At 42.4% G+C, this 26734-nt stretch carries 24 protein-coding genes; 18 read left to right on the forward strand and 6 right to left on the reverse strand.

Going from position 1 to position 26734, the window contains the following annotated elements:
* The first annotated feature begins 49 nt into the window (after nucleotides 1–49).
* From pspB to ACSFVZ_RS16035, 8 genes are all read left to right on the forward strand, one after another.
* A complete protein-coding gene (gene pspB / locus ACSFVZ_RS16000; protein WP_036969793.1) occupies nucleotides 50–283 on the forward strand; it encodes an envelope stress response membrane protein PspB in 234 nt (77 codons plus the stop codon).
* Entirely contained in the window at nucleotides 280–681 is a 402-nt protein-coding gene (gene pspC / locus ACSFVZ_RS16005) for an envelope stress response membrane protein PspC (protein WP_135923996.1), read from the forward strand. The genes pspB and pspC overlap by 4 nt, the downstream gene beginning before the upstream one ends.
* A 62-nt stretch (nucleotides 682–743) precedes the next feature.
* A complete protein-coding gene (locus tag ACSFVZ_RS16010; protein WP_435559215.1) occupies nucleotides 744–2156 on the forward strand; it encodes a YcjX family GTP-binding protein in 1413 nt (470 codons plus the stop codon).
* Nucleotides 2153–3187: a TIGR01620 family protein gene (locus ACSFVZ_RS16015; RefSeq protein WP_435559216.1), complete on the forward strand. Its 1035-nt coding sequence runs from the start codon at nucleotides 2153–2155 to the stop codon at nucleotides 3185–3187. The genes ACSFVZ_RS16010 and ACSFVZ_RS16015 overlap by 4 nt, the downstream gene beginning before the upstream one ends.
* 134 nt (nucleotides 3188–3321) lie before the next feature.
* Nucleotides 3322–4503 (forward strand): methionine gamma-lyase, encoded by a 1182-nt coding sequence (gene megL, locus ACSFVZ_RS16020; protein WP_199525863.1) that lies wholly within the window; start codon nucleotides 3322–3324, stop codon nucleotides 4501–4503.
* Nucleotides 4504–4729: 226 nt separating this feature from the next.
* Nucleotides 4730–5527, forward strand: a complete 798-nt coding sequence (gene phhA, locus ACSFVZ_RS16025; protein WP_054553132.1) for a phenylalanine 4-monooxygenase — start codon at nucleotides 4730–4732, stop codon at nucleotides 5525–5527.
* A 9-nt stretch (nucleotides 5528–5536) separates the two neighbouring features.
* The gene (locus ACSFVZ_RS16030; protein ID WP_036969771.1) at nucleotides 5537–5881 is read left to right on the forward strand and encodes a 4a-hydroxytetrahydrobiopterin dehydratase; all 345 of its coding nucleotides are present in this window, start codon (nucleotides 5537–5539) and stop codon (nucleotides 5879–5881) included.
* Nucleotides 5882–6001: 120 nt separating this feature from the next.
* Nucleotides 6002–6571: a hypothetical protein gene (locus ACSFVZ_RS16035; RefSeq protein ID WP_435559217.1), complete on the forward strand. Its 570-nt coding sequence runs from the start codon at nucleotides 6002–6004 to the stop codon at nucleotides 6569–6571.
* Between the two features lie 97 nt (nucleotides 6572–6668).
* Here ACSFVZ_RS16035 and ACSFVZ_RS16040 read toward each other — a convergent pair whose 3' ends face one another.
* The 6 genes from ACSFVZ_RS16040 to map all read right to left on the reverse strand — a co-directional run bounded on the left by ACSFVZ_RS16040 (nucleotide 6669) and on the right by map (nucleotide 15893).
* Nucleotides 6669–7745, reverse strand: a complete 1077-nt coding sequence (locus tag ACSFVZ_RS16040) for an efflux RND transporter periplasmic adaptor subunit (protein ID WP_435559233.1) — start codon at nucleotides 7743–7745, stop codon at nucleotides 6669–6671.
* Between the two features lie 11 nt (nucleotides 7746–7756).
* Nucleotides 7757–10867, reverse strand: coding sequence for an efflux RND transporter permease subunit (locus ACSFVZ_RS16045; RefSeq protein ID WP_435559218.1), 3111 nt, complete (start codon nucleotides 10865–10867; stop codon nucleotides 7757–7759).
* A gap of 198 nt (nucleotides 10868–11065) precedes the next feature.
* Entirely contained in the window at nucleotides 11066–11398 is a 333-nt protein-coding gene (locus ACSFVZ_RS16050; RefSeq protein WP_138558151.1) for a hypothetical protein, read from the reverse strand.
* A gap of 217 nt (nucleotides 11399–11615) precedes the next feature.
* Nucleotides 11616–12443, reverse strand: a complete 828-nt coding sequence (dapD, locus tag ACSFVZ_RS16055; protein WP_063706839.1) for a 2,3,4,5-tetrahydropyridine-2,6-dicarboxylate N-succinyltransferase — start codon at nucleotides 12441–12443, stop codon at nucleotides 11616–11618.
* A gap of 9 nt (nucleotides 12444–12452) precedes the next feature.
* Complete coding sequence (gene glnD / locus ACSFVZ_RS16060) at nucleotides 12453–15071, reverse strand: [protein-PII] uridylyltransferase (RefSeq protein WP_135924003.1); 2619 nt, start codon at nucleotides 15069–15071, stop codon at nucleotides 12453–12455.
* Nucleotides 15072–15083: 12 nt separating this feature from the next.
* A complete protein-coding gene (map, locus tag ACSFVZ_RS16065; protein WP_268833789.1) occupies nucleotides 15084–15893 on the reverse strand; it encodes a type I methionyl aminopeptidase in 810 nt (269 codons plus the stop codon).
* 246 nt (nucleotides 15894–16139) lie between these two features.
* Here map and rpsB point away from each other — a divergent pair, with 246 nt between their 5' ends.
* From rpsB to ACSFVZ_RS16115, 10 genes are all read left to right on the forward strand, one after another.
* The gene (gene rpsB, locus ACSFVZ_RS16070; protein ID WP_054562046.1) at nucleotides 16140–16868 is read left to right on the forward strand and encodes a 30S ribosomal protein S2; all 729 of its coding nucleotides are present in this window, start codon (nucleotides 16140–16142) and stop codon (nucleotides 16866–16868) included.
* A 103-nt stretch (nucleotides 16869–16971) separates the two neighbouring features.
* Nucleotides 16972–17823: a translation elongation factor Ts gene (gene tsf, locus ACSFVZ_RS16075; RefSeq protein ID WP_135924005.1), complete on the forward strand. Its 852-nt coding sequence runs from the start codon at nucleotides 16972–16974 to the stop codon at nucleotides 17821–17823.
* 151 nt (nucleotides 17824–17974) lie between these two features.
* Nucleotides 17975–18724, forward strand: coding sequence for a UMP kinase (gene pyrH / locus ACSFVZ_RS16080; protein WP_135924006.1), 750 nt, complete (start codon nucleotides 17975–17977; stop codon nucleotides 18722–18724).
* A gap of 14 nt (nucleotides 18725–18738) precedes the next feature.
* Nucleotides 18739–19296: a ribosome recycling factor gene (gene frr, locus ACSFVZ_RS16085; protein WP_135924007.1), complete on the forward strand. Its 558-nt coding sequence runs from the start codon at nucleotides 18739–18741 to the stop codon at nucleotides 19294–19296.
* A gap of 105 nt (nucleotides 19297–19401) precedes the next feature.
* On the forward strand, nucleotides 19402–20181 hold the full coding sequence (gene uppS, locus ACSFVZ_RS16090; protein WP_135924008.1) for an undecaprenyl pyrophosphate synthase: 780 nt from the start codon (nucleotides 19402–19404) through the stop codon (nucleotides 20179–20181).
* A 22-nt stretch (nucleotides 20182–20203) separates the two neighbouring features.
* A complete protein-coding gene (locus ACSFVZ_RS16095) occupies nucleotides 20204–21070 on the forward strand; it encodes a phosphatidate cytidylyltransferase (RefSeq protein WP_135924009.1) in 867 nt (288 codons plus the stop codon).
* Nucleotides 21067–22266 (forward strand): 1-deoxy-D-xylulose-5-phosphate reductoisomerase, encoded by a 1200-nt coding sequence (ispC, locus tag ACSFVZ_RS16100; protein ID WP_435559219.1) that lies wholly within the window; start codon nucleotides 21067–21069, stop codon nucleotides 22264–22266. Before ACSFVZ_RS16095 ends, ispC begins: the two co-directional genes overlap by 4 nt.
* Nucleotide 22267: 1 nt before the next feature.
* The gene (gene rseP / locus ACSFVZ_RS16105) at nucleotides 22268–23620 is read left to right on the forward strand and encodes a sigma E protease regulator RseP (RefSeq protein ID WP_435559220.1); all 1353 of its coding nucleotides are present in this window, start codon (nucleotides 22268–22270) and stop codon (nucleotides 23618–23620) included.
* Between the two features lie 106 nt (nucleotides 23621–23726).
* Nucleotides 23727–26198: an outer membrane protein assembly factor BamA gene (bamA, locus tag ACSFVZ_RS16110; RefSeq protein WP_435559221.1), complete on the forward strand. Its 2472-nt coding sequence runs from the start codon at nucleotides 23727–23729 to the stop codon at nucleotides 26196–26198.
* 12 nt (nucleotides 26199–26210) lie between these two features.
* Nucleotides 26211–26729, forward strand: a complete 519-nt coding sequence (locus ACSFVZ_RS16115; protein ID WP_138558148.1) for an OmpH/Skp family outer membrane protein — start codon at nucleotides 26211–26213, stop codon at nucleotides 26727–26729.
* Nucleotides 26730–26734 lie beyond the last annotated feature (5 nt).

The following is a 26734-nucleotide window of genomic DNA, read 5'->3' on the forward strand; positions in this document are numbered from 1 at the left end:
GGCGTGTCCCCCAATGCTTAAACACATGACGGATTGACAGGAGAGTAGCATGTTTGATGCAGAAGTTTTGATGGCACCCATTATCGTTTTTATGGTGGTTGTTGCCCCACTTTGGTTAATTTTGCATTACCGTAGTAAAAAGCAAGTTAGCCAAGGTTTAAGTGAACATGAGCACCGCCAACTGTTAGAGCTTGCACAAAAAGCAGACAAAATGGCAGAGCGTGTTGAAACCTTAGAAGCCTTATTAGACCAAGAGGCTCCACAGTGGAGACGTAAAGTATGAGTACCAAACGCGAATTATTTAGAGACCCTGAGCGTGGCAAAATAGCAGGTGTATGCGCAGGTATCAGCGATTACTTCAACATGGAGCTTTGGCTGGTACGTATTTTAGTGGTGACAGCAGTACTATTATCGGGCGGCCCGTTTATTGTTGTTGCTTATATCGCAGCGTGGTTTATTTTAGATAAAAAACCAACTGAAAAAACAGTGAAAAGCGCAGATAGCATTCACCAAGACCCGCTTGAAGTAAAATTTAAAGTATGGCAAAAAGGGGAACCACCTCGCCGTGCATTGCAAGACTTAAAAGATCGTCTTGCTCGAGTTGATGGTCGTTTACAAGAGATGGAACGCTATGTCACATCAACAGAATTTACGGTTAGCCGTGAAATCAACAAACTTTAAAGGATATAAACGCACCTTGTTTGCATCGTGATACCAAGCGCAAATAAGGTGCCAGACACTTTATGAGCCAATCATTTGCAAAGAACACCTTTAATTCGTTAAAAAATAAAGCGGAAAAAGCCCTTCATCGTAGTTTAGACCAACACGTGAAGTTAGCCGTCACAGGGTTAAGTGGCAGTGGCAAAACCGCGTTTATTACCGCCTTAGTTAAACACCTAACAAGTCAAGCTGACGAAAAAAACTTACCTTTTTTTGATGTGATGCGCGAAAAGCGTCATATCGCCACAAAAATAGTGCCGCAGCAAGCACTGACAATACCGACATTTGAATATAACAATGCATTATCGGCGTTGTTACCTGTTGAAGGTGAGCCAACATGGCCTGCCTCTACCGAGCGTATAAATACACTACGTTTAGCAATTAAGTACCAAAGTAACTCGGGGCTACGTGGTCACTTCGCACCGCAATCAACACTTTATTTAGACATTATTGATTACCCAGGTGAATGGCTACTTGATTTACCAATGCTAGAGCAATCATTTGCTGATTGGTGTGAGTCACAATACTCACTGTTGCAGCAAACAGCCCGTAACGAAAAGGCTAAGCCATTTTTAACAGCCCTTGCTGAACTTGATTTATCAGCCAGTGTTGATGAAAGTAAACTTGCTGATGTTGCTGCGCTCTATCAGCAGCTATTGCTTGGCCTTAAAAAAGACACCAAACTTGCCATGTTACAACCTGGTCGCATGCTGATGCCCGGTGAGCTAAAAGGCGCGCCGTTATTACAGTTTTTCCCGGTTGCGAATGTGCCTGACGATATAACCGAAGGGTCAAATCTAGCGCATCTTAAAAAGCGCTATAAGGCCTATGTAAAAGAGGTTGTAAAACCTTTTTACGAGCAGCATTTTCGTCATTTTGACCGACAAATTGTGCTGGTGGATGTGCTCAGTGCCTTGAATGAAGGTAGCGAAACGCTGCATGAGCAAAGTCGTGTTATTAACCAGTTGCTGGCGCACTTTAATTATGGTGAAGCAAGCTTCTTTAAACGTTTGTTTAAACCAAACATCGACAAGTTGCTATTTGCGGCCAATAAGTCAGATCATATTAGTGCGCAATATCATAAAGATTTAGCGCTATTGCTTGATTCTATCGTGCATGACCAAACGAATCACTTAAAGTTCGAAGGCGTGCAAATCGAAACCATGGCAATGTCATCTATCTGCGCTACAGAGCCGCGCCAAGTGGCTGAAAAAGGCCAGCAGTTAGCCTGTATTTATGGCAAACCTTTGGGCGAGCAAGAATGGCTAACGTATTTACCGCCGCAGCCACCATCACGCCTTCTAAACAAACAAGAGTGGCCAAAACAAGGCTTTGAGTTCTTATCGTTTTCGCCACTGCCATGCCCTGATAAACGGTTAAAGCATATTCGTTTAGATCATGTCATGCAGTACCTGATAGGAGATAAACTAACATGAGTGAGCAACCAAAGGAGATGAACTTTCAGGCTGGTCGTCGTATTTCAAGCTCTGCAAGTAACGAAGCTCCTACAGAGGAGTTAACTGTTGCTAAAGTCATAGAAAACGCCGAATTTATCGACACTGAAGAAGATCAGCAAGATAGCATTGAGCTTGAGCCTGTGTATAAAAAGTCGAAATGGCAAACCCTAAAAGGGGTGTTTGTTGTTAGCTTTTTAGTTTTAGTGTTACTTGAGTTTGCGATGTCATTGTTTGTGACGTTTCAGCAATCAATTATTTTAGGTTCGGTGTATTTAACGGCTGTTCTAAGTGGTGTGCTACTGATTGCCCGTGTTATTTGGCGCGAGTACCGCATGCTAAGAAGCTTAAAGCGTAATCAATTGCATCGTACCGAGGCCGACCGCTTACTCAATAGCGAGCAAGTAGGAGAAGCACTGCCGTGGCTAGAAAAGCTTAATAAACATCAGGAGCTTACAGGGTTTGAAGAGTTTAAGCAGCAAATAGCAAGTCACCATACCGATAAAGAAATCATGACCTTATATGCCGATAGCTTATTGGTCAGCCAAGATCAGCAAGCAAAAAAACTGATTAACCGTTTTGCTACTGAGTCTGGTTTATTGGTTGCGCTAAGCCCTCTGGCTTTAGTCGATATGATGGCGGTGCTATGGCGTGGCACTAAGCTCATTGAACAAATTGGCCGTATTTACGGTATTGGTTTTGGTTATGCAAGCCGTATTAAATTGTATCGCTTATTAGTGAAACAGGTGCTGTTTGTTGGTAGTGCAGAGTTAGTCTCAGATTTAGCTGCGACGGCACTAAGCGCTGAATTACTGGGGAAATTGTCGGGCCGTGCAGCGCAAGGGCTAAGTGCAGGTATTTTTACTGCGCGTATAGGGTATAAAGCGATGGAGCTTAGCCGCCCGTTACCTCGTTTAGAGCATAAGCGCAGTTTGCTGAAAGAAACCGCCAATAGTATTGCCCGTAAAATTGCCTCACGCACGGGTGACAAAGAGACCGAAAATACAAAATGACAACTTTTGTGTACAGTTAATAAAAACAGCTGAGTGATATTTAGCCATCTGAGCATCCGGCATGCTTGTGCATTGTGGGTATCTACGTTTTATTTATGAGTATGAAGTACTGATAATAAAAACGAGAACACACAATGACTAAGCATCACTTACATACACAATGTATTCATGGTCCAGAAAAACCAAATGATCCACATGGCGCACTGAGTGCGCCACTTTACCAAACCTCTACCTTCTCCTTTGCTAATGCCGCCCAAGGTGCAGCCCGATTTGCCGGTGAAGAGCAGGGCTTTATTTATACCCGTTTAGGTAACCCAACAACGCAAGAGCTAGAACAAAAAGTGGCTCAGTTAGAAAACTGTGAAGCAGCGGCTGCAACAGCGACCGGTATGGGAGCCGTGTCTGCGTCTGTGCTTAGCTTTTTACAACAAGGTGACCACCTAGTCGCATCAAGTGCGTTATACGGTTGTACCTTTGCATTTTTTGCTCACATGTTGCCACGCTTTGGTATCGAAGTCACTTTCGTTGATATGACCAATGAAGCTGAACTTCGCGGTGCGGTAAAAGCCAATTCAAAAATGATTTTTGCAGAAACGCCAATTAATCCGACCATGGCGGTGCTTGATCTAAGTTTAATTGCTGATGTTGCCAAGCAGCATCAATTGATAAGTGTTATCGACAATACCTTCTTAACGCCTTTGCTACAGCAACCGACCTCGTTTGGTATTGATATTGTGGTGCATAGCGCAACTAAATACCTAAATGGCCATGGTGATGTGGTAGCAGGGCTTGTGTGTGGCACAGAGGAGCATATCAACCTAATCAAAATGACGGTGCTAAAAGATATTGGTGCAACGATTAGCCCTCATGATGCATGGTTAATTAATCGTGGTTTAAAAACCCTTGCTGTGCGCATGGAGCGTCACTGTGCGAGTGCCCAAATAGTTGCTGAATATTTAGAGCAACACCCGCTAGTTAGCCAAGTTTATTACCCAGGACTTAAATCACATCCGGGTCATCAATTTATTGGCTCACAGATGAAAGCCGCTGGTGGTGTTATTGCCTTTGAAATTAAAGGCAGCCTAGAAGATGGCGAAACATTCATAAATAACACCCAGCTTTGCACTCTGGCGGTCAGTTTAGGAGATGCTGAAACCCTCATTCAACATCCTGCATCGATGACACATTCGCCTTATACACCAGAAGAAAGAGCAGCAGCTGGGATAAGTGATGGTCTAATTCGACTATCAGTTGGTCTAGAGGATGTTAACGACATTATTAACGATCTTAAAACTGCATTTACATTCATTGGTTAGCTTGTAATTTTAAGTTTACGGTTTTGCTTGCCTTAAAACCTTTAAAAGCGGGGTGTGTAAACTTTTAGATCTTTTGCTGTAATTTTAACTTTACGTTAAGGCTGTTTCTGCAAACCTTAGAAACAGCCAAAACTATTAAAATTTAGCTTACTTTTACATAGTATCGTCTTAACAAGTTAATGAGATTCTGATCAATGCTGATCAAGATTTAACGAAGAAGGTTATTATGGCTAAAGCAAGTAATTACACCTCCAAGCAACCTGATGAAAATGGGGTTATCCATTGGAGCGAAGAAGAAAATAAAATATGGTCTGAGCTAGTTGCTCGCCAACTCGCTTGCATTGAAGGTAAAGCCTGCGACGAATATTTAGCAGGCCTTAAGAAAATTAATTTACCAACAGATCGTATTCCACAACTTAGCGAACTCAACGAAGTGCTACTCGAAACAACGGGCTGGCAAGTGGCGCCTGTTCCAGCATTGATTGATTTTGATGAGTTCTTTCGATTATTAGCAAATAAGCAGTTCCCTGTTGCGACCTTTATTCGCAGTCGTGAAGAGTTTGACTATTTACAAGAGCCAGATATCTTCCACGAGATTTTTGGCCATTGTGCCATGCTTACCAACCCAGCATTTGCTGAGTTTACGCACAAATATGGTCAGTTAGGTTATGCCGCTGAAAAGAAAGATCGTGTTTATTTAGCGCGCCTGTACTGGTTTACTGTTGAGTTTGGTTTAATGCAAACCGAACAGGGTCTGCGTATTTATGGTGGTGGTATTTTATCGAGCCCAGGCGAAACACAGTATGTGTATTCAGATAAGCCTGAAATCAATGCGATGAATGTGCTAGATGTATTACGTACACCTTATCGTATTGATATTATGCAGCCTGTTTACTACACCATAAACTCAATCAATGATTTATTTGATATTTCACAAATGGATATCATGTCGCTGGTGAGTAAAGCAAAAGAATTAGGGCTACATGAGCCAAAGTTTCCTCCTAAAGAAAAATTAGCAAGTTAAGGATTTATAATGTCTTCATTAAGCACACAAAAGTGTGAAGCGTGTCGTGCGGATGCGCCAAAAGTTTCTGATGCTGAATTAGCAGAATTGATCAAAATGATCCCAGATTGGGTTCCTGAAGTGCGCGACGGCATTATGCAATTAGAGCGTGTTTACAAGTTTAAAAACTTCAAGCAAGCACTTGAGTTCACTAATAAAGTGGGCGATATGGCTGAAGAAGAAGGTCACCACCCAGGTTTGTTAACCGAGTGGGGCAAAGTAACTGTTACTTGGTGGAGCCACTCTATCAAAGGGTTACACAAGAATGATTTTATCTGTGCCGCTAAAACAGACGATGTATTCGCTGCACTGTAATTTTTAAGTTCTGCCCAGAACGATAAAAGGCGTAACCTCAGGTTGCGCCTTTTTGCTTTTTTAGAGCCCAAGAATTAACATTAGGCTCTTATCTATGCAAGAACACTAGAAAAGTAAAGAATGAAAAACAAAGCGCTTATTCTGCCATTCCTACTCATTTTGCTGCCCTTAATGGATAGTTTGTTTATCCCGCAAACATTTGGTATTCAATGGCACAGCCCTAAGCTGATGTACCAAATAGGCGTAGCGCTGATGATTGTAAAGCTCACTATGGTTGCCATTGGGCTTTGGTTATTACTTAAAGCAAAGCGCCTTTATATGGAAGCCAGTAAATCGACCCGTATTATTAAGTTTGCAGTCTTTTTACTCGGCGGTTTACAAGTGGTGATGATGACAGCAATATGCTTTTGGTATTTGGTGGCGGGCACGCAAGCGAAACACTTTATGCTGCAAGATAACATTGCTGTATTTACTGCTGATTATGGCGTATTTGCGCCGGTACATCATGAGTTTTCATTTATATGCTTTGATGCCAATGGTTTTTACCACCTGCAACCAATTGCCCAGCTACCTTGGCTCGGAACCTTTACGTTTACTAGCCAAGATTCACGTTTAATCATTCAACATAAAAACCAAAGCGGCGCGAATACTCAAGAAATTTCATTAAAAGGGGTTGGCTGTTTGCAGTAAAGTGAAGAAGTGTTGGTATTAATTTTTGAAATAGCTATAACTGCCAGCTCACGACATATTCATTTGCCGGCAGTCTATTACTTACATAGCTAACTAGTTATTGCTTTACCTGAACTTCGACTTCTTGCCCGGTTTGTAGTTGCTCGGCGCCGCGTACTGCGACTTTATCGCCCGCATTTAAGGTGATGTTAGAAGTCGGGGTGACTTCAACCAGTTTATCTTTACCATTACCGACTTTTACGGGAATTTGCAGGGCTTTGTTGTCGTTGTCGATTTTGACGATATGGGTGCCTTTTTTGCGTAAGATCAGTGCATCGCGATTCACCAGGAGTACATCACCTTTGCTTTTTAGTGGCACGGCTACATCTACTAGTTGGCCAATTGCCCATGTTTGTTCGGCATCATTTGCTAGTAAGGCACGTACTTCTACGGTTTGTGAACGCGGATCGGTTGATGGGATCACCGCAGTTACGGTGGCTGTTGTCATATCTGGGGCTGATAAGTCGCCGGCTTGAATTGGTAACTCTATGCCTTTGTGTAAAAACTTTAAGTATTTAACAGGCACGTACAAACGTACTTCTAAGTTATTAATATCAAGCAGGGTGACCAGTTCATCAGCACGATTTATTTCGCGACCAGCGCGTTTAAAACGCTCGCTGATCACGCCATCAAATGGGGCGCGAACGGTTGCACGCGAAAGCTGATCGTCTATTACTTTTAATTCAACCTTCGCCAGTGCAATATCAGATAACGCAAGGTCATGCTTATTTTGCATATCATCGACTTGGCTTGCTGCAGCACTGCTGGCTTTGGCGAGTTTTTGTAAACGAGCGAGCTCTTGTTGATATAAACGTAAGTTTATTTTGGCGCGATTGAGCATTTCTTGCTGGCGTGCTTTTTCAAGTTCAAGCGGTAAGGTGTCCATACGAACTAAGGTGTCGCCACTTTTAACCAGAGTACCTGGCTCAACAACATATAATAAACGGCCGCTAACGCCTGCTGTTAGGGTTACATCATCTTTGCCATACAAAGTGCCGCTAACTTCAATTTCGCTTGTTAGCGGAGCTTGTGTGACGGTTTCTACTGTAACCGGTACGACTGCGAAGGCGTTAAATGCGATAAAGCTGAATAGCGCACAAAAGCGAGCGGTTAATTTACGAAAAGGTGTGTTCATTGTTTTAATACTCATTGATTCGATACCAAGCTTAAAGGCGTTTTTTCTGGTTGCTGTTTGTTATTAACGGGCGGCAATTGTCTGCCAAGTTGCAATAAACTTGGCATTAATATCAGGGTGAATAGGGCGCTAATAGCCATGCCGCCGACAATCACAGTGGCAAGACCACGGTAAATTTCTGATCCTACCCCCGGCATTAGCATCAGTGGCAGCATGTCAAATAAGCTGGTTAAGGTACTTAAGTAAACGGGTCTTGCGCGCAGTAGTACTGCTTGGCGAACGGCGTCTTCTCGGCTGAGTCCTGCGGCCATCGCAACACGGGTTTGGTCAACCAATAAAATGGCATTATTTACCACCAGACCCAGCAAGATAATAAAGCCAATCATGGTCAGTAAGTCGAGCGATTGGAAGGTAAATAGGTTAAGCACAAATAGGGCTAGTACACCGCCTGCAATTGCCAATGGCATGACGAGTAAAACTAACGCGCTGTCTTTGGCTGACTTAAACAATGCGGTCATTAGCAAGAATAAAATAAACAGAGCCAAGATAAAGTTGATTGTCATTTCTTGCATGGCCGAATTCATCTTTTGTGCGTTACCCGCCAAAATCGCGCCAGAGCTGTCGGGTAAGCTTGCACGAACTTTTGGCATAACTTGCTCTGAGAGAATAGTTTGCGCTTGTTGCAAGCTCATGTCTGCTGGTGGTGTGACAACAATACTCACGGTACGGCGGCCATTAACACGTCTAAGCTGGGTTGGGCCTACGGTGCGCTCAATATTGGCAAGCTCCCCTAAAGTTTGAATACCTGATTGCGGGGTTACAATGGGCAGTGCTTTAAGCTCCTCAGGGGTTTGCCACGGTATGCCGCGCAAAATCACGTTCATGCGTTCGTTGCCATCAAAGTATTCATTAACAAATAACCCGCCTGTATAGGCTTGCACTGCTTGAGATACGTCACGACGAGTCAGCCCTGCTTGGGTTATACGACGGTCGTTGGGTGTGAGCCTAAGCTCTGGCTCTGCCATATCGAGTCGTGGTTGTGGCCTTGCTGTGGCATTCGGCATTGCTTCGGTGACAGCTTGCAGCGCCACATTAGCACCGGCTATTAGCTCGTCCATATTCGGGCCAGTTAAATCGATATTGATATTGCGACCATCACCGCCATTAGCAACTTGGATCATCGACCCTCTAAAGAAGAATACTTGGGTGTCGGGTAAATCGATGAAGATTTCTTCTCGGGCGACCTTCATTAATTCTTCAACACGTTGTGGATCGGCAGAATAAATAAAACCGCCAGCATTTGCGCCAAATGCATAAAAGTTAAAATCTTTTATCCCCGGCTCTTTTTCACCTGTGTAATAAGGCATTAAGCGCTTTTTGATACGCATCAGTAGCTCTTCTTCCATAAACTGTACATTGCCGCCAGGTGGGGTATTTAGGTTAAAGAAAAAGCCATCGGTTGGTGCTCGCGGCATAAAATCAGTTTTCGGGAGCATGGTCATGGTCGCGACGAGTGAGCCACCTAATAACGACACTATCCACACTATTTGTTTAACGCGGGTATTGGTAAGCGCCATGATGAAGTTAGTCAGCTTATGCCAATATTCACGATAAGGATCCGCTTTTAGCTCTTTGTCTGGCCAAAAGTGGTTAGCCAACGGAATCAGTGTAATTGCGCAAATCATCGAGGCAATTACAGCAATGGATAAGGTGAGCGCTAAGTCAGAGAATAACTGCCCTTCAATACCTGCCATAAATAAAATTGGCAAGAAGATAGCAACGCTGGTGGTGGTTGAGGCAAATAAGGCACCTGTTACTTGAGCAGCGCCTTTTAGCGCTGCTTTTTTACTATCAAAGCCTTCGCTTCTGAGCCTTGCGATATTTTCTTGCACTATGATGGCGGCATCAAGTACTAAGCCAACAGCAAAGGCAAGGCCGGCCAGTGAAATAACATTTAAGCTGCGGTCAAAAATATTCAACGTTAAAAACGCGACTAACAAAGAGACAGGAATTGTCGCTGCAATCACAAACGTGGCCTTTAAGCCCCTAAAGAACAACCACAAGATTAAACACGACAGCAAAACACCTAGACCTAAGTTACTTTTAACCAACGACAAGGCATTACGAATATGCACTGAGGCATCAAAACTTAATTCAATCGCTAAGCCATTTTCAGCCAGCGGCCCTTCGTTTAGTTCTTTAATGGCAAGATTAATGTCATCAAGTAGCGCAACGGTGTTGGCTTCGTTAGCGCGCGAAATACGAATGTAATACGCGGGTTTACCATTTCGACCACTCATCCCTAAACGGTCAGAAAAAGTGCGCTCTACACTTGCGATATCGCCAAGGTAAATAGGTCTATCGCCTGAATAGCCAACGCGCATTTGTGCCATGCTCGATAAATCATATTGCCCCGTAAAGCGAACTGTATATTGACGACGGCCAACATTGGCAAGACCACCTGAGGTATCGCGTGAGCTGGCTAATACATTACTGATTTGGTCCAGGCTGACGCCAAGTGCTGCGGCTTTGTGAGGGTCAAAGGTAATACGTAATTCTTTTGGTCGTTCACTGGCTAAGTCAACGCGAGCAACACCAGGAATACGTGCCAAACGGGGCTCAACAAATTCATCAATTTGTTTTTGGAACTGCGCCATGTCTAAATCAAGGCTGTCGCTATTAAAATCTTTTGGAGTGACCAGTAACGTTGCAGCGGCTTCCCCATTATTACCGCCAGCAAAAACCACAGGATCAAATGCATCTAACGGCAGAGGTGGCGCTTGGTTAAGGCTAGTTAATACATCAAGCATCGCCTGTTGCATGTTTTGCCCAACAGCAAAAGTTAACGTGATAGAGCCATTGCCACGGTTAATGTAAGTATTAACCTCGAGCGCACCCGGGGTGTTTTTTACCGCGTTCTCGAGCGGTTCAATGATCACTGATTCAATCTCTTCAGGTGCAGCTTGGCGCCAGCCAGAGAAAATAGTGATCTGCGGTTGCTCAATATCTGGTGTGAGCTGAATTGGCAACTTAAAAATACTTAACATGCCAAACAACATAATCAACACCAAGATGACAATAACACTCGCAGGGTTCTTCAGCGAACTACGTGTCAGGTTCATTGTGTGTGTTCCAAAATCAGTTTGTGTGCATTGTAGTGCGATGTAAAAAAAGTGCCAGTGAGGTAAATGAAATGTATGTCAGGAGTAACGCTGAATAGCCGTTAATTCGCGATAAAATGTGTATTTGAAATAAGATGTAACAATTTAACAGGGAGCTTTAAGTCTTAAGCGCTCAGTTTTAAGTAAAAAAGTGCGAAACTAGTTAGCAGTATCCTTTTGGCGTAGAGTAGTAACGTTTTGCTCAAATAGACGTTTTACTTCTGCACTGTAGTGATTGTGGTTGTTAATGGTGATAAAGGGATTAGTGAAACTAACATCACAGAAAGATGTATAACACTGGATTTTAACTGCAACTCGATCTGGGGTTGCAAGGCCATCTAACGTTGTTTGCAATGCTTCAAACACATATTCTTTACGAACATGCGATGTTAAAGCAACTTCAAGTTTTTTGACCTCAGCGCGGTGTGAATTCGAATCGGTTACAAACAATTCGTATAGGTAGCTGCGTGATACAAACAGCAAGATTGCCACAAGATAGAATAGACCTGTGTAATAAAATAACTCCGTGTGAGTGAAACTCCGAAAAGACTTAAACATTTTTCTATTATTTTTGTTTGTTTTTTATACTAAAACATATTTGTCAGTATATCTCAACAAACTAACTAAAAATCACTGCATTACAAATAAAAAAGCGCGAAACTAATTAGTATCGCGCTTCTTGAATTTTTAAACTTACAGCTCAGTTTTGTTATTCATCAATCGAGCGAAGTAGGGCATTAATACCTACTTTTTCGCGAGTTTGCTGGTCAACTTTTTTCACGATGATAGCAGCGTATAGGCTGTGCGAACCATCTTTTGACGGTAGAGAGCCTGGAACAACAACTGCACCGGCTGGTACTCGGCCGTAATGAGTTTCGCCTGTTTCACGGTCATAGATGCGCGTGCTTTGGCTGATGTAAACACCCATTGAAATAACCGCACCTTCTTCTACCACAACGCCTTCAACAATTTCAGAGCGTGCACCGATAAAACAGTTATCTTCGATAATCGTTGGGTTTGCTTGCAGTGGCTCAAGTACACCACCAATGCCTACACCGCCCGACAAGTGAACGTTTTTACCAATTTGTGCACATGAGCCAACCGTTGCCCATGTATCAACCATCGTACCTTCATCAACGTAAGCGCCAATGTTGACATAAGATGGCATTAGCACCACGTTTTTACCTACAAAGCTGCCTTTACGTGCCACTGCATTAGGCACAACACGCATCCCGCCTTGTTGGAATTGCTCTGGTGTGTAGTCGCTAAATTTAAGTGGTACTTTGTCGTAAAACTGATTAACACCATCGCTCATAGGTTGGTTATCACGAATACGGAAAGACAGTAGCACCGCTTTTTTCAACCATTGATGTACAACCCACTCACCACTGATTTTTTCAGCAACACGGGCAGCGCCGCTATCAAGTAATTCAAGCGCATCGATAATCGCTTGCTTTACTTCACTTGATACCGTGCTTGGGCTGATGCTATCGCGGTTGTCCCAGGCGTTTTCGATCATGGTTTTTAAATCTGACATAAGATCCTCTTATTCGGTTTCTGCGTTGAGTTTTTTACGCAATGCTTGATGAATTTTAGCCTGTTCTTCGTCTGTTAATGCTTGGTATTCGTTATTTGATACCACGAAGAAATCTTCTGCACGTTCACCAACAGTGGTGATCCGCGCGGCATGAATATGTAATAAGTGTGCTTGAAATACTTCAGCAATTTTCGTTAATAGACCCGGAATATCCACCGCTTGGATTTCAATTAAGCTGCGATCTTTACGAGCATGCGGTCTAAGCACAATTTTTGGTTTGATATTAAAGTCTTTAAAGCGCTGTGAGCGGTTCTTTTTGATGCGAATTTTCTTTTTCGGATCGCTAATCGCAAGTTCTAATGCACGCTTAATGCCTTGCGCACGGCTACTTGCAATCGGGTCACCATTAACTTCTAAAATAACAAAGCTAAAAATCACATAGCCATCTTTAGTCGTTAACACCTGGGCATGTTGGATTTGCGCTTTTTTCGAACCAATTACACTCACCAAGCGTGCAAATAAACCCCCTGAGTATGGGCTGTAAGCGAATACTTGCGTCCCCCCGTGCATTGCGGTGTCAGAAACAGTGACACTTGGTAGGCTTAAATCTTCACAATTTAATAAGTGCTCTGTTTGCCATGAAATTTGTTGCTCACTAAAGGCGGTAAAATAATTCGCTTTAAAGCGGCTCCAAATTAAGTCGATTTGATCTTCATTGCAGCCGTGATTCAATAAGCGCTGCTTGGCTTGCTGTTTTTTATCACGAATCTGGTCTCGCTGATCCATTGGGTTTTCAAGACCTAAACGCAGTGCTCGCTGGGTATGTAAATACAGCTCACGTAGTAGGGTGTTTTTCCAATCGTTCCATAGATTATCGTTAGTGGCACGAATATCGGCCAAGGTTAAGCAGTATAAATAATCTAGCTGGCGCTCATTTTTCACTTTGCTTGCAAAGTCTTTAATTACGTCTGGGTCATTAATATCTTTACGCTGTGCAGTGACCGACATAAGTAAGTGATTAGCCACTAACCATGAAATAAGCTTGCCGTCTGATGATGGGAAACGGTGCAATTTAGCAAACGCAATCGCATCAACCGAGCCAAGTTCAGAGTGGTCGCCGCCACGGCCTTTGGCGATATCATGGAATATACCCGCTAAATAAAGTAACTCAGGTTTATCCATGCGAGTGACGATTTCACTACAAAGCGGAAACTCGCTGACTTTTGACTTATCAAAATATTTATAAATATTGTTGATTAGTTTGTGGGTGTGCTCATCTACGGTATAGGCGTGGAATAAATCAAATTGCATTTGCCCAAAGATATTACGCCACTGCGGTAAATAGGCCGCGATAATGCCGTGCTTGTGCATTAAGGTAAATGCGCGACCCATACCATTTGGGTGTTTAATTAAGCGCAAAAATGCTTCACGGCAAGCGGCGTAATCTTGTAAATCACCCAGTAACCGGCGACGTACTTGACGCATTGTGCGTATAGTACTTGGGTAGATATGGGTAATTTCAGGGTTATCAGCAATATGCTCGAACAACACAAATAGCTGATCTCGGCGGAAAAATACCGACGGGTTTTTTACGCGAATTTGATGGCCAATACGTTCAAAGTTACGGTCAAGCTCAACCACTGGTAACTCACCGGCACCTGGCAAAATACTTTGCTCGAAGTATGAAAGTAGCATTTGGTTGAGTTCACGCACGCGGCTCATAATACGGAATAAGCGCTTCATCATGCGCTCAACTGAGGCCTTACCTTCACTACCAAAGCCAAGAATTTCTGCTGCGTGAGGTTGGTGGTCGAACAGTAAACGGTTTTCAGATCGCCCCGCAGCAATGTGCAGCGCAAAACGAATGTTCCAAAGGTTTTCTAAACATTCAGAAAGCTCTTGGTATTCTTCGTGAGTAAGATAGCCGTGATTTATTAATTCTTGTAATGTTTCGGCTCTAAAGTGCTTTTTAGCTACCCAAATAATGGTCTGTAAATCGCGCAGGCCACCTGGGTTTTCTTTGATGTTTGGTTCAAGATTATAAGCCGTACCATGACATTTTTTATGGCGTAAACTTTGTTCTTGTACTTTTGCCAAAAAGAATTCGTCTGAGCGCCAAATTGGTGTATCAATCAAATGATTTTTGAGTTTTTCAAATTCAATGTGATTACCAAAAATTAATCGGCTTTCGAGCAAGCTGGTGGCAAATGTCACATCTTCGCGTTTTTGTTCTAATGCTTGTTCTATTGTACGAACGCTGTGACCAATTTCTAAATTAAGATCCCAAAGCATGGTGACGAACTGGCCAATTTTCTCGCATACGGCTTCACTGGGCTGTTCACTAACCAGCAGCATAAAGTCGATATCGGAGTAGGGATGTAGTTCGCCACGACCATATCCACCCACAGCGATAAGTGCTAAGTCACTTTCGTGAGCAAGGTCGTAATCATGAAACAGTTTAATTAATAAGCGGTCGATAAACTCAGCACGGGCATTAATTAAGTTGCTAACGGGTTGTTTTGAGAATTCGTTCTGTAGCCATTTATAAAAATAACTAGAACAGTCGCGATAATCGCTAAGTTGCTCAGCTTGGCTGAGCAACTTTTTTACTTTATTGGGTAATGCCACAGGGGCTGGCTCCTAGTGTTCGATGATCCTGTCGATAGTATCATCTGATCGGAGCGTTAAAATTTCAACACCATTTTCAGTCACTAGTAGTGTGTGTTCCCACTGCGCAGACAAAGAACGGTCTTTTGTTACAACTGTCCAGTTGTCTTTTAGTAATTTACACTGACGTTTACCGGCATTGACCATTGGCTCGATTGTTAAGCACATACCAGCTTTCAATACTTCGCCAGTACCTGCTTTTCCATAGTGCATTACTTGTGGCTCTTCGTGGAACTCAGCACCAATACCGTGACCACAGTATTCGCGAACAATTGAATAGTTAAAGCTTTCAGCGTACTTTTGAATTGCAGCACCGATATCACCTAAGCGCACGCCAGGTTTAACCATTTTAATAGCAAGGTATAGGCTTTCTTGCGTGATATCCGCAAGGCGCTTACCTTGAATATTAGGTGTACCTACATGGAACATCTTAGAAGTATCACCGTGATAACCATCTTTGATCACAGTAACGTCAATATTTACGCTATCACCTTCTTTGAGCGGTTTGTCATTCGGAATACCGTGACAAATTACATGGTTCACTGAGGTGCAAATTGATTTTGGGAAACCGTGATAATTAAGCGGTGCTGGAATAGCATCTTGAACATTAACAATATAATCATGACAAATTGTATTTAGTTCATCTGTGGTTACACCTGGCACCACATGCGGTTCTATCATTTCAAGTACCTCGGCGGCTAAGCGCCCGGCAACACGCATTTTTTCGATTTCTTCAGGGGTCTTGATCACAGCACTCATTGAGGCTCCAAAGTTGTTTTTCAGGTCAGTTTTTAGTGCACAAATTTTGCACTAGACGTTGAGTTTTCAATTTTAATATGGTATAAAGCGCGCCGTCTTTTTACAAATAAATTCTTAACTGATTTTTTGTATTTAAGACAAACACAATTTTATTTTAACACACACACGTATCGTCACATACACTTGGGTGCACTTAAGTTACAAATTAACTACGGTGTTGGTGCTATGGGATATGTGGAGGCCTAACCCTAAATTATAGAGGATTATAAAATGGCAAACGTTTCAATGCGCGATATGCTTCAAGCTGGTGTTCACTTTGGTCACCAGGCACGTTACTGGAACCCTAAGATGAAGCCTTTCATCTTCGGCGCTCGTAACCGTGTTCATATCATCAACCTAGAGCAAACTGTACCAATGTTCAACGAAGCACTTAAGTTCTTATCGAACGCAGCTTCTAACAAAGGTAAAGTACTTTTCGTTGGTACTAAGCGCGCAGCAAGCGAAGCAGTTAAAGAAGCAGCTATTCAAAGCGAGCAGTTCTACGTAAACCACCGTTGGTTAGGTGGTATGTTGACTAACTGGAAAACAGTTCGTCAATCAATCAAGCGTCTTAAAGACCTTGAAGCGCAGAGCCAAGACGGTACTTTCGAGAAGTTAACTAAGAAAGAAGCGTTAATGCTTACTCGTGAAATGGAAAAGCTTGAAAAGAGCCTTGGTGGTATCAAAGATATGGGCGGTCTTCCTGACGCACTTTTCGTTATCGATGCAGACCACGAGCACATCGCTATCCGTGAAGCTAACAACCTAGGTATTCCAGTTGTTGCTATCGTTGATACTAACTCTAACCCAGACGGTGTTGATTACATCGTACCTGGTAACGACGATGCGATCCGTGCTATTCAACTTTACACTGGCGCTGTATCAGCTGCGATCACTGAAGGTCGTGAGAACAACATCGTTGCTCAAGCTGAAAAAGACGACTTCGTAGAAGCTGAATAATTAGCTGTCATCAAGTCTTCATCTAATCAAGGTGAAGACTTGTTATTCTTGTCAAGCGGCCCATACCGCTTCCCTATAACAGAATTCAATTGAGGATATTCTAATGGCTGTAACTGCTGCCCTAGTTAAAGAATTACGCGAGCGTACTGGCGCTGGCATGATGGATTGTAAAAAAGCGTTAACTGAAACTAACGGTGACATCGAGTTAGCGATTGAAAACATGCGTAAGAGCGGTGCTGCAAAGGCTGCTAAAAAAGCAGGTAACATCGCTGCTGAAGGTACAATCTTAATCAAAGAAGGTAACGGTTTCGCTGCGCTTCTTGAAGTTAACTGTCAAACTGACTTCGTTGCTAAAGATTCAAACTTCCTTGGCTTCGCGAATGAAGTATTAGACGCTGCTGCAGAATCTAAAGCAGACATCGATGCACTTAAAGCACAGTTCGAAGAAACGCGTGTTGCACTAGTTGCTAAAATCGGTGAAAACATCAATGTTCGTCGCGTTGAGTACATCGACGGTGACAAACTTTCTTCTTACCGCCACGGCGACCGTATCGGTGTTGTTGTAGTTGGTGAAGCTGACGAAGAAACACTTAAGCAAGTTGCTATGCACGTAGCTGCGTCTAAGCCTGAGTTCGTAAACCCAGAAGACGTACCAGCTGACGTTGTTGAAAAAGAAAAAGCAGTTCAAATCGACATCGCGATGAACGAAGGCAAGCCTGCTGAAATCGCTGAGAAAATGGTTGTTGGTCGTATGAAGAAATTCACTGGTGAGATCTCTCTTACTGGTCAAGCTTTCATCATGGAACCTAAGAAAACTGTTGGCGAAATTCTTAAAGAGAAAGGCGCAACTGTTACTAACTTCATCCGTTTAGAAGTTGGTGAAGGTATCGAGCGTAAAGAAGAAGACTTCGCTGCTGAAGTAGCTGCTCAAATCGCTGCTGCAAAAGGCGAGTAATTTTCTAACTTAGTGACGTAGGACAATTAGATGAAATTAATCTGTTATTAGCTTTTGCGTCACTGATGAAAATTCTTTAAAATAACCGCGTTTTATGTGTAACCATAGCGCGGTTATTTTTTATCTCATTATTAAGGCTGGCCCAAATATTATGACTATCAATCGTAAACCTATTTTTAGACGTGTTCTTCTTAAACTTAGCGGTGAAGCATTAATGGGAGACGAAGGCTTCGGCATCGACCCGAAAGTACTTGACCGTATGGCTCAAGAAATTAAAGAACTTGTAGAGCTCGACGTAGAAGTAGGTTTAGTTATCGGTGGCGGTAACTTCTTGCGTGGTGGTTCATTAGCAGAAGCAGGTATGAACCGCGTAGTGGGCGACCACATGGGTATGCTTGCTACGGTAATGAATGGTTTGGCAATGCGTGATGCTCTGCATCGTGCATTTGTAAATTGTCGCTTAATGTCTGCCATTCCATTAAATGGCGTGTGTGATGCTTACAACTGGGCAGAAGCTATCAGCTTATTAAAGTCTGGTCGTGTTGTTATCTTTTCTGCAGGCACAGGTAACCCATTCTTTACCACTGATTCTGCAGCGTGTTTACGCGGTATTGAAATTGAAGCTGATACCGTAATTAAAGCGACAAAAGTTGATGGTGTTTATTCAGATGACCCAGTGAAAAACCCAGACGCGACATTATATCGCCACTTAAGCTACAATGAGATCATTGATAAAGAACTAAAGGTTATGGACTTAGCGGCATTCACGCTTGCCCGTGATCATAATATGCCTTTAAGTGTATTTAACATGAATAAATCAGGCGCGCTTAAGCGTGTAATTATGGGCGAAGATGAAGGAACGCTTATCTCTTCACAAGCCTCGGATGAAATTAATAAATAGATTAGGATTGAACCGTGATTAACGATATCAAAAAAGATGCGTCAGAACGTATGCAAAAAAGTGTTGCGGCACTAGGCAGTCAATTATCTAAAATTCGCACAGGCCGTGCTCACCCTGCATTACTTGACGGTATTCAAGTGTCTTACTACGGTGCTGACACGCCACTAAACCAAGTAGCTAATGTAACAATTGAAGACTCGCGTACACTTGCAATCAGCGTGTTCGACAAGTCATTAGCGCAAGCGGTAGAAAAAGCAATAATGGCATCAGATTTAGGTTTAAACCCTATGTCTGCTGGTACTGTGATCCGTGTTCCACTTCCTCCACTTACTGAAGAGCGTCGTAAAGACCTTATCAAAATTGTACGTGGTGAAGTTGAAGGCGGCCGTGTTGCTGTTCGTAACATTCGTCGTGACGCAAATGGCGACATTAAGAGCTTATTGAAAGACAAAGAAATTTCTGAAGATGAAGCGCGTCAAGCAGAAGACGAAATCCAAAAGCTTACAGATAAGTTCATCAAAGAGATGGATACACAATTAACAGCGAAAGAAGCTGAATTGATGGAAATCTAAAAGCTCTTGTTTTTCTTTTCGGGATGAATCCTGAAAGGCAAGCAGGTCATTGCAAATTTATTAGTTTTGAAACGCCGGCTGGGGTATACTAGACGGCGTTTTTTTATGGAATACTCGATATTTATGGTTCTTAACGCTGATAAAATTTCCCAGCAAAGTTTGCCTAAGCATGTCGCTATAATCATGGATGGTAACGGTCGTTGGGCTCAAGCGAAAAATCGCCCACGTGTTTATGGGCATAAAAAAGGCGTTGATGCGGTTCGTCAATCAGTGCAATTTTGTACTCGCTTAGGTATACAGTCGTTAACACTATTCGCATTTAGTAGCGAAAATTGGCGACGCCCAGAAGACGAAGTAAATACGCTCATGGAGCTATTTTTGTTCGTGTTGGGCAAAGAAGTTAAAAAGCTTCATAAAAATAATGTAAAGCTCAATATAATTGGTGATTTATCACGCTTTTCTGAGAATTTGCGTAATAAAGTTGATGCAGCACACGAGTTAACCCGTAATAATACGGGCTTGCAATTAAACGTTGCTGCTAATTATGGTGGCCGTTGGGATATTACCAATGCCGCAACCATGCTTGCAAAAAAAGTCGCAGCCGGTGAAATGGCCGCTGAAGAGATTACCGAAGAGCTCATGAGTGAACACATGAGCATGGCAGATCAAGTTGAGCTTGATTTAATGATCCGCACAGGTGGTGATTTGCGCATTAGTAACTTTCTTTTATGGCAAGCAGCTTACGCTGAGCTTTACTTTACCGATACGCTTTGGCCAGACTTTAATGAAGCTGCTTTTGCCGATGCTATCGCATGTTACGTTGCCAGAGAGCGACGATTTGGTTGTACAGGCGAACAAATAAAACAATTACTCGCCGAGACCTAATTACTAGTTGAAGGTACACACATTGCTAAAACAACGAATTTTAACCTCGCTCGTGTTGGCACCACTTGCACTTGTATTGGTATTTTATACCCCATTAACTCTATTTAGTTATATCGCCGCCGGTATCGTATTACTCGGTGCATGGGAATGGTCTGCGTTTATGGGGCTATGCGATAAAGTTAAACGTTTTGGATTTGTCGCTGCAACAGCAGTGTTTCTTGCATTATTAAATTGGCATTGGCCGATTGACTCGCTTTGGCAAAATGGTCAACTAGTAGGTGATGCAAACTATCTATTCACGCTATCGTTTGCTTGGTGGATTGTAGCTACTTACTTAGTTTGGCGTTATCCCGCTATGGCAAAAGCGTGGAATGAAGGCATTGTGATGCGTGCCATTGCCGGATTTTTAACACTCGTACCACTTTGGTTAGCTTTAAATACCCTGCGTAGCGCAGGCTATGGCGAATCAACCCATTTCGGCTCTATGCTTATTCTTGTGGTTTTAGGCATTGTTTGGAGCGCAGACATCGGTGCATATTTTACCGGTAAAAACTTAGGCAAACACAAACTAATGCCAAAAGTGAGCCCAAATAAGACCATTGAAGGCCTACTTGGTGGCGTGGTGGCCTCAGTTATTTTTGTTTTAGTATTTTGTCATTACAGCAATGTTGATATGGCTGTGTGGCCAATTTATGCGATTATGACAGCATTTATTGCGCTGTTTTCAGCGGTAGGCGACTTATTAGAAAGTATGTTTAAACGTGAAGTTGGCTTGAAAGACAGCGGTTCATGTTTACCAGGTCACGGCGGTATTTTAGACCGTATCGATAGTTTAACCGCGGCTGCGCCAATCTTTGTACTTTGCTACGCATGGACATTGAGTTTATGAGCAAAGTAGAACAACTCGTCGTATTAGGCGCAACTGGTTCAATCGGTTTAAGCACCTTAGATGTTGTTGCTCGTAACCCAGAGCGCTTTGCTGTTTTTGCCTTAGCTGCTGGTAAAAATGCCGAGAAAATGGCTGAACTGTGTATTGCACATCAACCTAAGTTTGCCGTAATGGCAGATCAACACGCCGCGGCTGCGCTGTCTAACTTACTTGCCAGTAGCTCTTGTAAAACAGAGATTCTTGCAGGTACAAGTGCTATGAGCGAGCTTGCTGCTGATACTGATGTTGACACTGTTATGTCGGCTATTGTCGGTGCAGCAGGCTTGTTACCTACTTTAAGCGCCGTTGAGGCGGGCAAAAAAGTATTGCTTGCTAATAAAGAGTCTCTAGTTATGTCGGGGCAGCTGTTTATTGATAAAGTAAAACAGCATGGTGCTACTTTATTGCCTATCGACAGTGAACATAATGCTATTTTTCAATGTATGCCTGCGGCTTTACAAAACGGGTCGGGTTTACTGGCCGATAATGGCGTTAGCAAAATTTTATTAACAGGGTCTGGTGGGCCATTTTTAACTCGCGATGTCGCAACATTATCAGCTGTGACCGTGACTGAAGCTGTGGCGCACCCTAATTGGTCGATGGGCCAAAAAATATCTGTTGATTCAGCAACCATGATGAATAAAGGCCTTGAATTTATTGAGGCTAAGTGGTTATTTAATTGCCAAGCAAGCGATATTGAAGTGGTGATACACCCGCAAAGTATTATTCACTCTATGGTGCAATATCAAGATGGCTCAGTGCTTGCGCAAATGGGTAATCCAGATATGCGCACTCCTATAGCTCACGCTTTAGCATTTCCTGAGCGCGTTGATGCCGGGGTTAAACCTCTCGACTTTGCACAGGTTGCAGATTTTACTTTCACTAAGCCAGATTATGCACGATATCCAAATTTAAAACTTGCGATTGAAGCATGCGAAATGGGGCAGGGCGCAACAACCACTGTCAACGCTGCAAATGAAGTTGCAGTTGCTGCATTTTTAGCTGGCCAGATTAAGTTTACAGATATCTTTCGTATTAACTCACAAACCCTAGCAGCAACACAGGATGTTAATGTGCATACATTAGACGAGATCCTGGCTTGTGATGAAGCTGCTCGCATTAAAGCCACTGAGTTTGTTAGAAGAGGCATTAATTAGCATGTTTGATTTTTTTTGGAATCTGGGTTCATTTATTCTTGCCTTAGGCATTTTAGTGACAGTGCATGAATATGGTCACTTTTGGGTTGCACGTAAGGCAGGTGTCAAAGTACTGCGTTTTTCAATTGGCTTTGGTAAGCCGTTGATCAAGTGGTATGACAAACAGCAAACAGAATATGTGATAGCGGCAATCCCACTAGGTGGTTATGTCAAAATGCTTGATGAGCGTGTTGACGAAGTACCGCCAGAGCAGCGTCATTTATCATTTAATGCCAAATCAGTAAAAGCACGTATAGCGATAGTTGCAGCCGGACCAATGGCGAACTTTTTATTTGCTATTTTTGCTTTAGCTGTCATGTACATGGTGGGCGTTCAGTCATTAAAACCTGTGGTTGGGGAAGTGACTCAAGGAAGCCGTGCTGCAGCTGCTAATATTGAGCCGAACCAACAAATTATTAAAATCGGTGAAGACGATATCAGCACTTGGCAAGATGCCACCTTCTCATTGATGAGCCGTTTAGGCGAGCAAAGCGTTGTTGTTACGCTTCGTGACCAAAACTATCAAAAGCATGTGCGTACTCTTAACTTAGATGGCTGGAAATTAGATCAGCAAGATGTACCACCGCTAACATCGATTGGTATAGTACCTTTTCGACCTAACGCCTTACTGCAGGTAGCGATGATCAGTAAAGGGTCAGCTGCAGAACAGGCAGGATTACAGGTAAATGATAAAATTATTGCCGTAAATGGTGAAAATATCAGCACTTGGAACGAGTTAGTTTCACTAATTCAGCAATCACCTAACAAATCCTTACAAATTAGTGTACAAAGACAAGATAGTATTAAAGAGCTTATTGTTACACCTAAAGGCCAAATCAGTGATTCAGGTGTTGAACAAGGTTTCTTAGGTGTGTCTCCAGTGGTTGAGCCATGGCCAGAAAATTATATTGAAACTAGACATTATGGCCCTGTCGATAGTATTGTGCTGGGCATACAAGAAACATGGCGTTTAATCACACTAAGTTTCGACATGATTGGTAATTTAATTACCGGTCAGGTGTCGGTTAAAAATTTAAGTGGCCCTGTAGGCATTGCAGTGGGTGCGGGAACTAGCGTAAGCTATGGTTTGGTTGCTTTTTTAAGCTTCTTAGCATTAATAAGTGTAAACCTAGGTGTATTTAACTTATTACCGTTGCCAGTGCTTGATGGTGGGCACTTAATGTATTACATAATTGAACTTTTTCGCAAAAAGCCGGTCTCTGAAAAGACGCAAGAATTTGGTTTTAAAGTGGGTGCGTTGCTGCTCCTGTTTTTAACATGTTTCGCTTTGTTCAATGATGTATCGCGTTTATAACAAATGAGCGAAAAATTCCAATTTGAACACGATTGTAAAACACCGCAAAAGTTTAACTTACAAGGTGTTGAGCGGTAATACAGTTGTAAAGGATAAAGATAATAAAATGGCTATAAAAAAACATTTGGCAGTTTCAAGTTTATTAGGTGCAAGCTTTGCAGCCCTAGGCCAAAACTCCTTTATTGTAGATGATTTAAAAGTTGAAGGTTTACAACGTGTTGCTCTAGGTGCAGCGCTAACGCATATTCCAATCAACGTGGGCGATAATATTGATGAGTATACAATTTCAAGAACCATAAAGGCTCTCTATCGTTCAGGTCACTTTGATAATATTAAAGCATTACGCGATGGCAACAGTGTTATTTTCCGTGTAACAGAGCGCCCAACGATAAGCATGATCGAATTTGATGGTAATAAAGACATCAAAGATGAGCAGTTAAATGAGTCGCTCGATCAGCAAGATATTCGTACGGGTGAGCCACTTGATAAAACTGTTCTTGATAATATAGAAAAAGGTTTAGTTGAGTTTTTCCATAGTATTGGTAAGTACAATGCTAAAGTGGATGTAACTATCACTAAGCTGCCACGTAACCGTGTGAAGCTATTGTTTAAATTTGATGAAGGCGATGCCGCTTCTATTCGTCAAATTAACCTCGTTGGTAACGAATTATTCTCTGATGAAGAGCTACTTAAATTAGCTGAGTCACAACAAGATTTGCCGTGGTGGAAGTTCATGTCGAGCGACCGCTATCAAAAGCAAACCATTGAAGGCGACTTAGAAAAAATTCGTAGTTACTATTTAGACCGTGGTTACTTACGTTTTAATATCGATTCAACCCAAGTTTCAGTTAGTCCTGAACGTGACTCAGTTTACGTAACAGCTAATATCACCGAAGGTGTTAAGTACAAAGTGAAAGGCTTTGACTTTATTGGTGACTTGTTAGGCCGTGAAGAACTCATTAAGAGTGTTATCCCGCTTAAAACTGGGGAGCTTTACAACGGCTCTGTGGTGACGTCTTCTGAAGAATTTATCAAAAGCTACTTAGCGCGATTTGGTTATGCCAATGCTGAAGTACGTACCATCCCAGAGATTGATGATGAGAATAAAGAAGTTCAATTAACGCTTTCTGTTAATCCGGGCAAACGTGTTTATGTTCGTCGTATCATTGTGGGCGGTAACCAAAACACATCTGATGAAGTGGTACGTCGTGAAATGACGCAGCTTGAAGGTGCGTGGTTATCAAATCAAAGCCTTGAACGTTCTAAACTACAAATCCAGCGTTTACCATACATGGAAAGTGTTGATTTTAATGTTGTGCCAGTACCAGGTGTAGATGACCAAGTTGATGTCGATTTTACTGTTAAAGAACAATCAGCAGGTAGTTTTAACGCAGGTCTTGCCTATGGTTCTTACTTAGGTCTGCAATTTAACATTGGTGTGAGTGAATCAAACTTCTTAGGTACCGGTAACCAAATTGGTTTTAACATCAATACATCACGTGGTTCTGAGCGTGTTAGTGTGTCTTATACTGACCCTTACTTTACGCCAGATGGCGTATCGCAAGGTAGCAGTATTTTCTACAGTAACTATGACGCGAGTAAATTCAGCCTAATCGACTATAAATCGAAGAGTTATGGTATTGGTACTAACATTGGTTTCCCAATCGATGCAGTAAACCGTATTAACTTTGGTGTGCGTTGGGTGCAAGAAGAACTGTCTGACATTGCTGAATACGAGCAAACTCGTGTAATGCGTGAAACTTTCTTAGACCCAGAAAACCCAGATGCGGGCTTCGACTTTACTAAGTACGAGTTAAGTGCAGGTTGGTCGCGTGTTACCGTAAACCGTGGTTTATTCCCAACGGCTGGTTCGCGTCAATCACTAAACTTAACAGCGACAACGCCGAACTCTGATTTACAGTACTTTAAGATAAATTATGATTCGCGTTTCTACTGGCCAATTAGTAATGACCACCGTTGGGTATTCTCAACACGTGCAGCACTTGGTTATGGTAATGGTTATGGAACAACTAATGGTTATGACCAAACATTGCCGTTCCAGGAGTTCTTCAGAATTACCGAAATGGAATTACGTGGCTTCGATCGAAATACGATTCTACCACGTGCTGTATCGCGTGGCCCACAAGCTATTCCTGGTACACCATTACCTGATGGTACTACAACAGGTAACATTGGTGGTGCATCAGAGTTTGATGAACTACGAACAGCAGGCCGAATTGGTGGTAACGCCAAAGCGGTAGCAGGGATGGAGCTAATCGTTCCAACACCTTTCTTAGATGAAGAAAACACCAGCTCTGTACGTACTAGCTTCTTCGTAGATGCAGCAAACGTATGGGATACAGAGTTTAATATTGACCGTTATCAAAACCTTTCAATAGACCAGCGTGCAATATTGTCTGATTACTCAGATCCAATGCGCTTTAGGGTTTCAACGGGTCTTTCATTACAATGGATCTCTCCAATGGGTCCAATGCTGATTAGTTTTGCGTATCCATTGCAAAAAGAAGAAGATGACGATACGAAGACCATCAGCTTTAATATTAGTAATACATTCTAAAGGAGTTTTTACGTGAAAAAATCAATTAAATCAACAGCCTTCGCATTGCTTGCTACTTTATCTATGGGCCTTTCAACAAGTGCATTTGCGCACAAAGTAGGTGTTGTTGATATGCAAGAAATTTACAAGCAAATCCCTCAAATGGCGAAAGTTGAGCAGTCACTTGAAGCTGAGTTTTCTGAGCGTCGTCAAGAGTTAGAAAAGTTACAAGGCGATATTCGTTTTGAAGCTGAAAAGTTCAAGCGTGAATCAACAACGATGAGCGATAAGCAGAAAGATGAATTACGTACTAAGATTCAAGGTATGCAGCAGCAACTTGCTGAAAAAGGCCGTCCTTTAGAGCAAGAAATCAAGATGCGTCAAAACCAAGAGTTAGCTAAGGTTCAAAAGCTAATCTTAGATGCAATCGAAGAAGTGGCTAAAGCTGGCAAGTTTGATGAAGTTAAAGTTAAAGAAACAACAATTTATTTTAACCCTAAAACAGTATCTGATTTATCAGATAAAGTAGTTGAAAAAGTAAGTAAGCAATAGAAATC

Source organism: Pseudoalteromonas nanhaiensis (assembly GCF_051235485.1).
Lineage (GTDB): Bacteria > Pseudomonadota > Gammaproteobacteria > Enterobacterales > Alteromonadaceae > Pseudoalteromonas > Pseudoalteromonas lipolytica_C.

Coding starts and splice junctions, on each gene's coding strand:
- pspB (WP_036969793.1), top strand. CDS start 50: ATGTTTGATGCAGAAGTTTTGATGGCACCCATTATCGTTTTTATGGTG.
- pspC (WP_135923996.1), top strand. CDS start 280: ATGAGTACCAAACGCGAATTATTTAGAGACCCTGAGCGTGGCAAAATA.
- ACSFVZ_RS16010 (WP_435559215.1), top strand. CDS start 744: ATGAGCCAATCATTTGCAAAGAACACCTTTAATTCGTTAAAAAATAAA.
- ACSFVZ_RS16015 (WP_435559216.1), top strand. CDS start 2,153: ATGAGTGAGCAACCAAAGGAGATGAACTTTCAGGCTGGTCGTCGTATT.
- megL (WP_199525863.1), top strand. CDS start 3,322: ATGACTAAGCATCACTTACATACACAATGTATTCATGGTCCAGAAAAA.
- phhA (WP_054553132.1), top strand. CDS start 4,730: ATGGCTAAAGCAAGTAATTACACCTCCAAGCAACCTGATGAAAATGGG.
- ACSFVZ_RS16030 (WP_036969771.1), top strand. CDS start 5,537: ATGTCTTCATTAAGCACACAAAAGTGTGAAGCGTGTCGTGCGGATGCG.
- ACSFVZ_RS16035 (WP_435559217.1), top strand. CDS start 6,002: ATGAAAAACAAAGCGCTTATTCTGCCATTCCTACTCATTTTGCTGCCC.
- ACSFVZ_RS16040 (WP_435559233.1), bottom strand. CDS start 7,745: ATGAACACACCTTTTCGTAAATTAACCGCTCGCTTTTGTGCGCTATTC.
- ACSFVZ_RS16045 (WP_435559218.1), bottom strand. CDS start 10,867: ATGAACCTGACACGTAGTTCGCTGAAGAACCCTGCGAGTGTTATTGTC.
- dapD (WP_063706839.1), bottom strand. CDS start 12,443: ATGTCAGATTTAAAAACCATGATCGAAAACGCCTGGGACAACCGCGAT.
- rpsB (WP_054562046.1), top strand. CDS start 16,140: ATGGCAAACGTTTCAATGCGCGATATGCTTCAAGCTGGTGTTCACTTT.
- tsf (WP_135924005.1), top strand. CDS start 16,972: ATGGCTGTAACTGCTGCCCTAGTTAAAGAATTACGCGAGCGTACTGGC.
- pyrH (WP_135924006.1), top strand. CDS start 17,975: ATGACTATCAATCGTAAACCTATTTTTAGACGTGTTCTTCTTAAACTT.
- uppS (WP_135924008.1), top strand. CDS start 19,402: ATGGAATACTCGATATTTATGGTTCTTAACGCTGATAAAATTTCCCAG.
- ispC (WP_435559219.1), top strand. CDS start 21,067: ATGAGCAAAGTAGAACAACTCGTCGTATTAGGCGCAACTGGTTCAATC.
- rseP (WP_435559220.1), top strand. CDS start 22,268: ATGTTTGATTTTTTTTGGAATCTGGGTTCATTTATTCTTGCCTTAGGC.
- bamA (WP_435559221.1), top strand. CDS start 23,727: ATGGCTATAAAAAAACATTTGGCAGTTTCAAGTTTATTAGGTGCAAGC.